Origin of the sequence: Hallella multisaccharivorax DSM 17128 (assembly GCF_000218235.1) — a bacterium.
GTDB lineage: Bacteria > Bacteroidota > Bacteroidia > Bacteroidales > Bacteroidaceae > Prevotella > Prevotella multisaccharivorax.
This window is the reverse complement of the sequence record NZ_GL945017.1, coordinates 2,011,292-2,024,146: the sequence shown is the minus strand read 5'-3', so window position 1 is coordinate 2,024,146 and position 12,855 is coordinate 2,011,292. Positions and strand designations below refer to the sequence as shown.

The 12,855-nt window shown below is 44.3% G+C and carries 12 protein-coding genes and 1 tRNA gene; 4 read left to right on the top strand and 9 right to left on the bottom strand.

What is annotated here, in order from left to right:
- Position 1: 1 nt before the first annotated feature.
- From PREMU_RS08730 to PREMU_RS08705, 6 genes are all read right to left on the bottom strand, one after another.
- Complete coding sequence (locus PREMU_RS08730; protein WP_007574595.1) at positions 2-691, bottom strand: Crp/Fnr family transcriptional regulator; 690 nt, start codon at positions 689-691, stop codon at positions 2-4.
- Positions 688-1,701 carry an FAD:protein FMN transferase gene (locus tag PREMU_RS08725; RefSeq protein WP_007574594.1) on the bottom strand — a complete coding sequence of 338 codons (1,014 nt, stop codon included), beginning with the start codon at positions 1,699-1,701 and terminating at the stop codon, positions 688-690. The genes PREMU_RS08730 and PREMU_RS08725 overlap by 4 nt, the downstream gene beginning before the upstream one ends.
- Before the next feature lie 78 nt (positions 1,702-1,779).
- Entirely contained in the window at positions 1,780-2,514 is a 735-nt protein-coding gene (locus PREMU_RS08720; protein WP_007574593.1) for a DUF6048 family protein, read from the bottom strand.
- Entirely contained in the window at positions 2,462-2,926 is a 465-nt protein-coding gene (locus tag PREMU_RS08715) for a DUF6452 family protein (protein WP_007574592.1), read from the bottom strand. Before PREMU_RS08715 ends, PREMU_RS08720 begins: the two co-directional genes overlap by 53 nt.
- Before the next feature lie 2 nt (positions 2,927-2,928).
- On the bottom strand, positions 2,929-3,879 hold the full coding sequence (locus PREMU_RS08710; RefSeq protein WP_007574591.1) for a glycosyltransferase family 2 protein: 951 nt from the start codon (positions 3,877-3,879) through the stop codon (positions 2,929-2,931).
- A gap of 15 nt (positions 3,880-3,894) precedes the next feature.
- Complete coding sequence (locus tag PREMU_RS08705; protein ID WP_007574590.1) at positions 3,895-4,449, bottom strand: DUF4199 domain-containing protein; 555 nt, start codon at positions 4,447-4,449, stop codon at positions 3,895-3,897.
- Positions 4,450-4,707: 258 nt separating this feature from the next.
- On the opposite strand from PREMU_RS08705, the gene PREMU_RS08700 reads away from it, so the two are divergent.
- From PREMU_RS08700 to PREMU_RS08685, 4 genes are all read left to right on the top strand, one after another.
- Positions 4,708-4,781, top strand: a tRNA-Thr gene (locus PREMU_RS08700).
- A gap of 465 nt (positions 4,782-5,246) precedes the next feature.
- The gene (locus PREMU_RS08695; protein WP_007574589.1) at positions 5,247-6,476 is read left to right on the top strand and encodes a site-specific integrase; all 1,230 of its coding nucleotides are present in this window, start codon (positions 5,247-5,249) and stop codon (positions 6,474-6,476) included.
- A gap of 12 nt (positions 6,477-6,488) precedes the next feature.
- Complete coding sequence (locus PREMU_RS08690; protein ID WP_007574588.1) at positions 6,489-7,733, top strand: site-specific integrase; 1,245 nt, start codon at positions 6,489-6,491, stop codon at positions 7,731-7,733.
- Complete coding sequence (locus tag PREMU_RS08685; protein WP_006949187.1) at positions 7,730-8,131, top strand: hypothetical protein; 402 nt, start codon at positions 7,730-7,732, stop codon at positions 8,129-8,131. The genes PREMU_RS08690 and PREMU_RS08685 overlap by 4 nt, the downstream gene beginning before the upstream one ends.
- Positions 8,132-8,490: 359 nt before the next feature.
- Here the strand turns inward: PREMU_RS08685 and PREMU_RS08680 are convergent, their stop codons facing one another.
- From PREMU_RS08680 to PREMU_RS08670, 3 genes are read right to left on the bottom strand one after another with little or no spacing between them, the layout of a single operon-like run.
- Positions 8,491-9,678 carry a YncE family protein gene (locus PREMU_RS08680; protein ID WP_007574586.1) on the bottom strand — a complete coding sequence of 396 codons (1,188 nt, stop codon included), beginning with the start codon at positions 9,676-9,678 and terminating at the stop codon, positions 8,491-8,493.
- 27 nt (positions 9,679-9,705) lie between these two features.
- Complete coding sequence (locus tag PREMU_RS08675) at positions 9,706-12,120, bottom strand: TonB-dependent receptor (RefSeq protein ID WP_007574585.1); 2,415 nt, start codon at positions 12,118-12,120, stop codon at positions 9,706-9,708.
- 4 nt (positions 12,121-12,124) lie between these two features.
- A complete protein-coding gene (locus PREMU_RS08670) occupies positions 12,125-12,760 on the bottom strand; it encodes a TetR/AcrR family transcriptional regulator (RefSeq protein WP_023984414.1) in 636 nt (211 codons plus the stop codon).
- Positions 12,761-12,855: the final 95 nt, after the last annotated feature.

The window sequence follows — 12,855 nt, the reverse complement described above, 5'->3', positions numbered from 1 at the left end:
GTTAAAGTCTCTGTAGATCGGGGATATCTATCTTGGATCTGGAAAGTCTGACGAGCCCTTCTTCTTGCATTTGATTGAGAATGCGCGAGATGTTTTGGCGTCTCTGACCGAGGATATTGCCCAAAGTAGTCATTTTAATGTGGACCACTTTATGTCCTATAGGTGACAGGCACCGCTGTTGTAGGAAGGTCTTGATACGGTGCAGTAGCGTGCTGTTGCCTTTTTCAGCTTGTGTTTGTCCGTGTGGAACGAAAAGCTGTTCCCATAAATCCTGCTCTCTTTTCTGTAGTCGGGTCGAGAGAAAGCCGGCGAGGTTAAGGCGAAAGATAAGTGAGTCGGCCAGCATTTTCTGTATTTCTTCCTTTTCAATGATGATGGCGTTGACAGCCGTCACAGCCTTTATCGTATGCGTATAACGCTGGAATCTGCCGAAAATGCCGTCAGCTTGCAGAATGATGGGTGCCGCAAGCGTCTCCTCAATGCTATAGGCTCCATCGTCGGATCGTGCCTGACACAGGATCGTCCCTTGTGTGACAATGAGCAACCGCCCGCATTTGTCACCTCTCTTGACAAAGACTTCCCCCGTCTTTACTTTCTGGAAGTCGATGCGTGTATGTGTCAAGATGTTTTCCAGCTCGGTTTGGCTCATGCCTATAAAAAGCGGCAATGAGGCTAATAAATCCCACTTCATTGGGCAATGGCTTTTTTCATGGAAGGAGAGAACCACACTGTGTTCTTTCCGTTTTTGTCGCTGTAAATGAAGTAGGCCATCAATTCGGGATGGCGTTGAAGAATGGCTTTGGCCTTATTGAGCCCTAACACCATGAAGGCTGTGGCGTAAGCGTCTGCCGTAGCGCAGTTGTCGGCAATCACCGTGGACGAAAGGATATTGTGCTGCACGGGGTATCCGGTCTTGGGATCGATGGTATGGGCATATTTTCGGCCACCTTTGTAATAGAAATTGCGGTAGTTCCCACTCGTGGCCATGGCTTTATCAGTGACGTTAAGTACCGTCTGCAACTCCCCATTTTGTTGTGTCGGGTTGTCGACGGGTTTGGTCACGCCGATCTTCCATGGCACGCGGTCGGGGTTGACACCTGCTGTGACAATCTCACCACCTATCTCAACCATGAAGTTTTCAATGCCGTGGCGGCGCAGAAGATTGGCTACGCAGTCGGATCCATAACCCTTGGCGATGCCCGAACAGTCCAGATTGATGCGTGGGTCTTTCTTGACGACCTTACCATTGATGAGCGCAACCTTCTGGTAGCCTACGATTTGGCGCAGTGAGTCGATGACGTGTTTAGTCGGGTTCACGCCCTTTCTGAATCCAAATCCCCATTCATTGACCAATGGCGCCACCGTAATGTCGAAAGCGCCATCGGTCTCATGGGATATGTTCTCGGCAAGATTGAACACTTGCATGAACTTTTGGTTGAGTTTTACCTGGTGATTATTGTTGACGGCTGTGATGATACTGCGTTTATTGAAGGGCGACAACGCCGCGTCCACCTCGTTCATCTCTGCTTCTATCTCAGCCTGCAAGTCTTTGTTGTTCTGATAGGTGATGCTGTAAGTCGTGCCGAAGATGAATCCTGTGTTGTGCTGATAAGGTGTGGTTTGCTGGTTCCATATGATGATGACCGAAGCCACGGTGAGCACTGTGAGAAAGAGAATCTTGAATATGTTTTTCTTTTTCATGTGTTGTTGTTTAATAATGATGGGGTTGCCCCCCGAGGCACTGTACTCGAACGTTTGTCACGGCTATCAGGTGGCAGCCTACAGTTCTACCAGGATTTCAAAGGTTCCCCAGACGTGCGAAGAGCCTTGCTTTCCAAATCCGGGCACATACCATGTGTTGCCGATATCACCATCGTCGTGGACCAGACGTCTCAGATAGCGGATGGTCCAGCCAAGGCGTACAGGCCCCACAACCTTGGCATCCGTGCCAAATACGGCTTCCAGCCAGTGGTAATAGGCTTTCACGCCATGCATTGAGAATGGCACCTTGTCGCCCCACACAGGATCGATGACGTCGGGATGGTCGATATCAAACTTGAAATTGGTGTAAGCATAGCGCATACCGGCATAGAGCCGGTAGATATCATGCTTGTTTTTCATGACATTGAAGTCCATTCCTATCTTACCATACGGTGCTGACGTCTTGTAGTGGATGCCGGTAACGGCATTGCTTTCGTCAGCCTCTCCCCATCCAAGTTCTACAACGGGAAAATACTTGTCCTTGAGATTGAGCCTTACGCCAGCTTCGTATTGTCCCGTTGACGATACGCCTCGCTGGATGGGCCCTATGAGATCGGCTTTCACCTCGACGCCTCGCCACCAGGGTATAGAGTCGTCAATGGCTTTCATGCGCAGGCGGAGCTGCTCGTCTTTTGTGAGCCGTTGCTGTCCTGTCTGTGGCCGCTGGGCTTCTGCAGTGAAGGCACACAACAGCAACAGACTACTGGCGATACTCCTTAAAATAAATATAGAAATGTTTTTGAGAAACATCATAGTTGACGCTGTTATGATGGATCACCACCGAGTCGATGGCGTGTCGGGTGAATTTCACACCGGTGATGGTGTGGAAATAGTTGACTCCGCAGTCCACTGATTCGAAATGGGGTATGTTGGTTTTCTCTATACTGATGGTGTCGAGGAGGTGATTGGTTTGGAAGACCAGCACATCCTCGTTTCGGGTATAGCTGACGGGCAAGGAAAAAGAGTCGGTGTTGACTTGCTTGTTGATGAGCACAGAGTCAGCGCCGTTGCCCGTACGCGTGGAAATGGTAAGCGTGTCGGGCAGCGTCCTCACCGGTCCACGGAGGACATAGTAGGTGTAGACGGTGTTGTTGAGCGGGCAGTCCACGGTAGAGCAGGCACCTAAGAGGGCCGCGATGATGAGTAAATACAGGAGCTTCCTCATGTTCAGATGGTCTCTTCTATCTGGTAGTCGTTACGCTGTGGGTTTTGCCGGCTTATCAGGTCGCCAAGGAATCCGGCGACGAAGAATTGGAAGCCGAGAATGAGGGCTGTCAGCGCGATATAGAATGAGGCATGGTCGGCAAGCAGGTCGCCGTAGATGCCGTGGTGAAGAGCGATGGCTTTCTCCACGATGAGCCAAACGAGTGAGATGAAGCCGATGACAAAGATCACAGAGCCGATGAAGCCGAAGACATGCATTGGCTTCTTGCCGAAGTTGGTGAGAAACCATAGCGTCAGCAAGTCGAGATAGCCATTGAAGAAACGGTTGATGCCAAACTTCGAGTGTCCGTATTTACGTGCCTGATGATGCACCACCTTTTCTCCGATGCGGTCGAACCCCGCGTTCTTAGCCAAATAGGGGATGTATCGGTGCATCTCCCCGTACACCTCAATATTCTTCACCACATCCCGGCGATAAGCCTTGAGGCCGCAGTTGAAGTCATGCAGGTTGTGCACTCCGCTGATCCAGCGTGCAGTGGCATTGAAGAGCTTGGTAGGGATGGTCTTCGACAAAGGATCGTAACGTTTCTTTTTATATCCGGAAACGAGGTCGTAATCTTCTTTAGTGATCATTTGATAAAGTGTTGGGATCTCGTCGGGAGAGTCCTGCAAGTCGGCGTCCATGGTGATGACCACATTGCCCTCAGCTTTCTTGAAGCCGCAGTAGAGCGCCGGGCTCTTGCCGTAGTTACGGCGAAACTTGATGGCGTGTATGTTCGGGTCTCTCTCTGCTAAGTGCCTGATAACCTGCCAGGAGTTGTCGGTAGAGCCGTCGTTGACGAAGATGATTTCATACGAGAAGCCGTTGGCCGCCATCACACGCTGGATCCAGGCGTGCAGCTCTGGCAGTGACTCTGCTTCGTTGAAAAGGGGAATAACTACTGATATGTCCATTTCTCTGATTGTTTCTTATGGGTTGATATCCTTTCCCATCTTACCCATTTTTTCCATCGGCTTTTTTCTGCCTATCCATGCAATGGGGAAGCTGAGCAGGAAGCCCAGAAAGACGTTTTGCATCATGAAGACGAAAGCGATCTCTATGGGTGACAGCTGTCCGATCATGGTGAGCGACTGCTCCAACTCTCTCACGGGGACGCCTTGGGCACGGTAGACGGGTTCCAGCGTCTTGACGTTGGTTATGAGCATATTGAGAAAGGTGCCTTTGTCGAGAAAACGGAAGTAGACATACTGTGCCACAGCGAAAAGCATGGACGCGTAGAAGAACGTATAGAGCGAGAAAGCAAGGCCGCGTCGAAATGAAATGGCACCGTCGAGAGCATTATTGCGGAAACGTATGAGCAACCAGCCGACGAGAAAGGGCGTGGCCATGGCAAGCAGTCCGCCCCACGATGAGGCGGGGTTCGTGACAATGACTGCAAACGATGCAATCCACAAAAGGAAAAGCAGGACCCCATCCTGCCGGGCAAAGGCCTTCAGCTGTATAAGAGATGTGACGTTAATCATATTATGCCTGCAAAGGTACGCATTTTAGGAGGTAGATGAGTGAGGGTAGCCGGAAAATTATGTTAAATCTTCTTTTTTTGTCGTGATAATTTTTCTTTATTTCTCAATTTGTCTTACCTTTGCACCTGCATTTGAGGGCAAGGCCTCTCAATGAATACGGGCAAGTCTCTTACGGCCAGCTCCCTCGGAATCCCCCAGGACGGGAACGTAGCAAGGGTACGTGGTTGTAGCGGCGCGATAAGAATCGCTTGCCCACCTGCCTCTTTAGCTCAGTTGGCCAGAGCACGTGATTTGTAATCTCGGGGTCGTTGGTTCGAATCCGACAAGAGGCTCAGCAGACAAGACAACCGTTGTTTTCCGGAAGGAAGACAACGGTTGTCTTGTTAATCCCCGTTTTATCAGTCATAGCAATAGCATGACGAAGAATGCGTCTACACCGTAAAGGCAATGCGTCTACGGTGTAAAGGCAATGCGATTACAGTGTAAAGGCAATGCGATTACAGTGTAACTAATCAATGAAAAAGAAGAAATATCGAAGCTGATGTAAACTAACTGATAATGAGGAGGAAATACATAAATCAGCATAATACTGCTCTATTTGTAAAGGGCAGAAACATGCAGATTTAGGCAGAAGTTCAGTTACCAGAGTGTTACCTTGTTTTGATATAGGTAACGATGGTGCAGTATTCGGTAACTGAATTATTTTCGCTCGTGTGGCTGTTGCTTCGGTCGGCAGTTTTCTGCGTAAGTGAGGAGCGCTTTAATTCGGGTAATTTTACCCACAAATATTAAAGCGTATGAAAACAGAGAAGATGAAGGTGTTGCTCTACCTTAAAAAGAGCGGTATAGGCAAATCAGGTAAAGCCCCGATTATGGGGCGGATAACACTTGGAAGGAGTATTGCACAGTTCAGTTGTAAACTTTCCTGCAACCCCGACTTGTGGAATTCCCGTGAGAGCAGGATGGACGGCAAGAGCCGTGAGGCGGTGGAGATTAACGGAAGGTTGGAGAACTTGTTGCTTTCCATTCAATCTACCTATCAGTCGCTAATTGCCAAAGGACAGCCATTTGATGCAACTGATGTAAAGGAACAGTTTCAAGGCTGTGTGCAGGCACGATGTATGCTCATCGAGAGACTGGAAATGCTCATCAAGGAGAAAGAGAGTCATATCGGTATAGACATCAAGAGGGACTCTATGTCTGCCTATCACTCCACTCGAAAACGATTGCAGGAGTTTATACAGAAGAAGTATCATGTTTCGGATTTGGCATTCTCGCAGTTGACAGAAAACTTCATCTACGAATTGCAAGCATTCTGTCTTAGTGAACTCGGGCATCAGCAAAGCACATTTTTCAGAGCTGCAGCAGATTTGAAGACCGTCTGTAGGCTGGCTTATCGTGAGGGACTGGCTGATACGCTTCTGTTTGACAAAGTCCATATAGAACGGGGAGACAAGAAAGTACCCAAGGCACTTGACCAAGAAGCATTGGACAAGTTGAAGGCACTCCGCTTTGATGAATTGGAAAAAGAAATGGAAACTGCTCGTGATGTGTTTCTCTTCGCCTGTTATACTGGTGCAGCCTATTGTGATTTGATGGAACTAAGCAAGAAGCACCTTGTTCGTGATGATGCAGGCAGTTTGTGGTTGAAGTTCAACAGACAAAAGACGGGCGTGCTTTGTCGTATCAAGTTATTGCCGGAAGCTGTTCGGTTAATAGAGAAAATGCACAGCGATGAAAGGGAAACACTGCTCCCCCATATCAAATATCCCACTTATCAGTCTTGTCTCAAAGCCTTGCGATTACGGGCAGGTATATCTTTTCCCTTTACCTCGCACACGGCAAGACATACCTTTGCCACACTTATCACCTTGGAACAGGGCGTTCCTATTGAAACGGTCAGCAAGATGCTGGGACATACGAATGTAAGTATGACTGAACGTTATGCGAAGGTTACCCCACAGAAACTCTTTGAGGAGTTTAACCGTTTCCTCTCTTTCACTGAGGATTTACGTTTAACCATTTAACCAAGATTTTTTATGAGAAGTACATTCAAGATATTGTTTTACATCAACAGACAGAAAACAAAGGCAGACGGCAAGACTGCTATTCACTGCCGTATCACCATAGATGGTAAGAGCACTGCTATCACCACAGGTGAGCAGTGCAAGTCCTCCGAGTGGAACAGCAGGAAAGGACTGACAACCGACAAGAAAACCAATCAAAGAATCGGCGAGTTCAAAGAACTTGTAGAAAAGACCTATCAGGAGATATTGATAAAGGACGGAGTGGTAAGCGTGGAACTGCTCAAGAACCGTTTGCAGGGGATAGCCACCATGCCGACAACACTCCTTGCCATGAGCAAGGCAGAATTGCTGTCCGTTAAAGTGTGCGTGGGCAAATCAAGAGCTGAGGGAACCTATCAGAATCTTCTCTATTCAGATAAGTTACTTACGGAGTTTGTAAAGGATAAGGGAATGACGGATATAGTCATAGCCACTATACCGGAAGACTTGTTTGAAGAATACCGTTTCTATCTGAAAAAGCGAGGTTTGGCAACAGCAACCATGAATCGCTATCTTTGTTGGCTGAGTAGGCTGATGTATCGTGCGGTCAGTCAAAGGCTCATTCGCTGTAATCCCTTTGAAAATGCCAAGTATGAGAAAGCGGAACAGAAGATACGCTTTCTGCAAAAGAGCGATGTTGCCAAACTCATGGCATTGAGAGTAATAGATAAGGAAGCAGAACAAGCAAGACGGATGTTTATCTTCTCATGCTTTACGGGCTTGGCTATTGCTGATATGGAACATTTGCAATTTGGACACATTCAAACGGCAGCCGACGGACAGAAATATATCCGTAAAGAAAGGCAGAAGACAAAGGTGGAGTTTATTGTGCCACTACACCCCATAGCGGAGGCCATCATCAATCAATGTAAGGAAGAACAACCCAGCATGAAAGAAATGCAGATGGTGAAAGAAAAAGGTGACGACTTTATCTTTCACTGTGCTTGTAGCCGTAGCGTGATGAGTGCAAAGCTGAGCATCGTGGGTAAGGCGTGTGGCATCAGAGAACGGTTGTCCTACCACATGGCAAGGCACACTTTCGGTACAATGAGTTTAAGTGCAGGAATACCCATCGAAAGCATTGCCAAGATGATGGGGCATGCCTCTATATCTAGTACTCAAATCTACGCACAGGTGACAGACAATAAGATTTCGGAGGATATGGACAGGTTGATAAGGAAACATCAGACAAAAGAAACGAAGGAGGAAACCGTATGAATGTCAATCACCATCAAATAAAAAGAGACCGCAGTTATTTCGAGTGGGGCGATAATATGCAAATCACTTGCAAAGGCAAAGGCGAAATAGCCATGACAGAGAGTGAACTAGTGGATTTCTTTAGTGTAACATGGAGGAAGCTCAATTATCGTCTGCAACTTCTACTAAAAGTCTCTCCCCTGCAACCCGACGAAAGGGATACAGGGGAGCAGGAAGTCTACGTGAACGGACGACTGCGAGGATATGCTCCGCTTTATCCACTCACAATCATCATCGCTTTGTCTTATCAATTGGACAGTACGGAAGCACACTTCTTCAGGAAACATGTATGTCAGAGATTGCAGAAACCTACATCCATAATAACACCGATATTCTTAATAGGAAAGACGGATACCTGATGATTATATTTTCTTTTTCTTTCATTGATTATATCTTACTACATAACTACAATAAGGTATAATACGTTGAAAGAAAAAGGATTAAAGATTTTTATTGATATACGAATATTCTTTCAATTATTTACGACGCTACTACAAAAGAAAGATTTTTATTAAAACTGAATTGACAGTGTATAAAAACTAAAAGCACAACCATGAGAATTTATAGTTTATAACACATAAACTAAAAAAGCTGTATCAAACCCTATAATGAGTAACGACACAGCTCTTTTTCTTGTTTTGAGGGAGATTAAAGTTTCTAATCAAGAAGTTCGCATCCTTTCAGATGTTGAGTTTGTATCCAATATATTTTATGGCAACTATTTAAGCTCATGCAACATGTAGGGTGCTCCAGAAACCTTTACCTTCAATTTTTCATAGCTTCCATCATCCATGTGATAGACAGAGTAGCCCATGCCTTGGTCTGTTGACATGCCGAAGATGATATTATTGCCAGACTTGCAGATGGATGTGGCCCAGCCTACAGTTCCAGAAAAATTCATCTTCTTGCAAGTCTTATTGTATAGATTAATTTCAAAGGCTTGAAATGATTTGTCATGAACGTAGTCAGGTGGATTGCTTGCCGCTCCGGGAATGTTAAGGTATCCATAAACCTTTCCGTTTCCACCATACACTTTATTATAAGCATACGATGTTCTGTTCCCCTTTACTCCTTCTAAGTTTACGTCTGCAAGGGTGAAGCAGTATGAGTTGTCAAAGTCTTGCTCCCCTTTCTTAATGCGCAAGAATCCTTCCTTGACCCCAGGCTGGTATCCAAACATAGCTACGCAATAGAAATAGATGTCACCCTTTTCGTCCACGAATGGATCCCCAGCGGGGGTCATAGAGGAGGCCATTGTAGCACGAGGGTCACTAATCATTTTGATGGGCTTATCGGTCTTGGTATCTATTAAGGCTATATGTGCTCCCTTCTCGCATGAGTAGGCAGATTTTAACTGGCAGAGCGTCACGTATAAGATGCCGTCTCTGATGATGGAAGCACATGGTTCAGGATTATTGTCGCCAGCCAACTTCCCCAAGGAATAGCCAGATAAATCTATTTCTCCTGTTTTTGTCATGGAGGACGGATCTATAATCCACACCTTTCCTAATCCAAGACAAGAAACGTAGGCTTTCTTCTCGGATAAGAATGTAATATATGTGGCCTTTGCGCCACTTGGAAATAGCATGGTGTTTCCTTCTTGAACAAGGATTCCACCCTTAGGGATGTACTTGTAGAGGTGTTCTGTATCTGTCACATATATCTTATTTTTATACACGAATGTGAATGCCCCCTTCGGAAGCACTAATGCGTTGTCTGTATTGAGTGAACCAACACTCAAATCCTTGAACAGGCTAATATATGTGTTTTCTCCGATGTTTACGCTGTGTACAAATCCTACTTCAGATTTTGTAGAGGGAGGAAAGTCCGGAGAGTCCTTTCCGCATGAGGTGAGACCTACAAGAGATGGCAACACAAGGGCTGCGATTAAAAAATAATGTTTCATTTTATTTGTTTTTAAATTGGTAATATATTACAAACTCATTGCTCCGCCCGATGTTTTGTCGCGGAACAGATTAAAACGCAATTTTGTTTTAAAAGTGCGTCCTTGCAGTGGCATCTTGAATTCCATATAGTTCTCCTTGTCAAAGATGTTCTCAACTTCGAAACTCAATGAAATGTTGTTGTGCCAAAAGGATTGTTGAAGGCCTATGGTAAACACATCGTTGGAGGGGATAATCCATTTTTTACGCTGGTCGGACAGTGTGCTCATTTGCCATCCCCAATCGAATTCTCCGACATGGGACACATCCATATAAATTCTAGACAGTTCATTTCGCCCCAGTAAATTTTCTGCATGATACTCCAAACCATAGTTGAAATAGAAAGACGGTATGTTGGGTACATGTTTATTATATGTGGGATTATCCGTTCCTTTTGCATCGTTTAACCATTTCTGTCGGTCTCGAATGTCCTGTAGTGTAAGATTGAAATATGTATAGATGTTTGGTGTCACGTCTACTTTCAAATCGGTATCAAATCCCATCGTGCTCGTCTTTCCCAAGTTTGTGTAGATGGAACGGATATCAGCGGGGAAAAGCCTTATCATATTTTGGATATACATGTAATAGAAGTTTGTTTCCCACTGCACGCGGGTAAGTCCCATCACATTTCTTGTATCTATGATGGTTCCAACGTTCAGGTTATCTCCAATTTCAGGCAGTAAGTTCACTGATGGCTTGATGCTCATTCCGTTACCGAAAAGTTCTCCTGTGTCAGGGAGTCTCACATTGTGTGAAAACGAGAACTTTCCCCTCACGCCTTCCCAAAACTCATAGCTCACTCCCTCACTAAATCCGTAGTACGTTTTGTTCACACTTGTCTGTTTGGGAGCTGATGCATCTTTCATTTGGGCTTTCGACAAGGCATCGCTTGTTCTAAAGATTTTTGACTTCAGATAGTAAATGCTTATCGTCAAGGAATTCTGAAAACGATGATTGGAAGAGGCATACAAATGACAGAGTCCGATATTGTTTGAAATCATTTTGCTGGGAAACGAGCTAGGATCGAACCCGAGATAGTCATTCATGCGTTCATCTTTAGGACGGTAGTCCGAAAGAGCAAGTTGATCATTTATGTTGAATGTATGTTGTCCAAATGTATATTTTAAATTAAATTTGTTTCGTAATTCAAATTGCCGGTTATGGGATTCATTAAGAAGATTATCTTCTGTTTCCCCCATTGCCTGAGTGATGGTTCCATCCCATTGTCTTCTTGTTGTTGTCGTGTCTATCAGGCTCGTTTGTATAATAGGAATAACAAGGGATGATTTCATTTCCAAACCTTTAAAGACGAAGTCGTCTTTTTCTATATGCAAAGTGGGCATTATATTAAAGCCTTTCATATAGGCATGCTGCGAATCAAAGTTAAGAGACTGTATACCTTTTTTATTTCTGTAGAAGGCGCATTCCAAATCCAGTTTATCGAAGTATAACTTTCTAAAACCAATGCCGACATGATAGAAGTCTGCGTCATAATAGTCATTATTTCGTCTTACCTTTCTGTATTCTGAGACTGGCAGGTTTGTTTCGAATACTGGCCATGACATCGTGTAGTTGTTCTTGGATTTATTCTTAAAGAAAGCAACATTAAATAATATGCCTGACTTTGCAAAAAGCTTTTGAGCACTTGTAAGTGTCTTGGATGTTCCGAATGATGCCAATTCCTGCGTGAATCCTACTAGGTCGCATTCATCCTCACGTGTCACAATATTGATGGCTCCTCCTAATCCGTCGCCTCCATATTCTGCAGGCACAATACCCTTGTACACCTCTATATATTTGATCACATCTATTGGAATATCGTTGATGTCGAAAGAACCGTCAGGACTGTTGAGTGGAAACCCATTAATATATACGGCGACACGCTTACCTTCTAAACCATGTACAGATATGCGCGACGCACTTCCCAATCCGCCTGTCTTTCTTACTTTGATGCCAGACGTGCGTGTAAGAATTTCTTCTATACCGCTTGAACGTCCCCGCAGCTTGGATCCGTCCACTACGGTTACAGCCATAGGACTTTGCCGAATGCGGTTTATTTCCGCCTGCTGGGAAGATCCCCTCACTACAACTTCGTTAAGGACGTTCGCTGATGATTCTAAGAAAAAGTCTTTTGTGATATTGCCGTTTAATACAATGACTTGCCTTACTCGTTTATATCCAACAAATGAAACCTCAACAATACATGTTCCATTTGAGGGTATGTCAATTTGATAATTGCCTGTCTTGTCAGAAACTGTTTTCTGTTTTGTATTTTTGATTGATATGCATGCCCCAAATATGGGAAGTCCTGTTTCTTTATCTATGATTTTCCCACGTAATATATTTTGGGCAGACAAAACTGTTGTACACAAACACAGTATCGTTACGATGAATAATCTGTTCATAATTTTATGGATTAATGAGTTCTCGCCATCCTGCTGTATTATAGCGTATATATTCAGACAAAACCTGTTTTGCCTCTTCTTTACGGATTTCTGGATTTGAGACAATCTCTCCGACGATTGTTACCCATGTAGAAGAGGAAATCCGAAAGAATAGTGACGAAACTTTTGTTTGTATTTGTGGATAGACTTTTTGCATTTGATCAATATATTCTTTACTTATTGCAACTTGTTCTTCGATAAAATTTTCACGGAAAAATTCTACAGAAGTACCTTTTGATTCAAAGAGCAATAACTTTAATTCTTCTTTATACAAGAAAATTATTTTAAGCGTTTCTCTTAGCAAATCTTTTTGACTTTGTATAGAGAAACGAAGTTTGTCTATTTTGTTGGATTCTATGCGATAGGAGGACAGCCTTCCATCCAAGACAGCAAGTAAAGGCCTAAGGACAGCATAAAAAATATCATCTTTTGTCTTAAAATAATTGTATATATTACCTAAGACAACTCCTGATTTTGCAGAAATTGTTCGCATCGAAGTTTTTCTAAAACCATTTTTAATAAATTCATTGCGGGCAGCTGTGACAATTCTGTTTCTTATATCTTCTTTTAATATTTTCATTACTATTTTATTAACGGACATCGTTCAGTTTTGTTCATAAAAAAAGCGTACTGTTAAAAAACAGTACGCTCCTTTTAGTATGCTCGGCATGAGTATTGTCTAACGGGTGCAAGTCC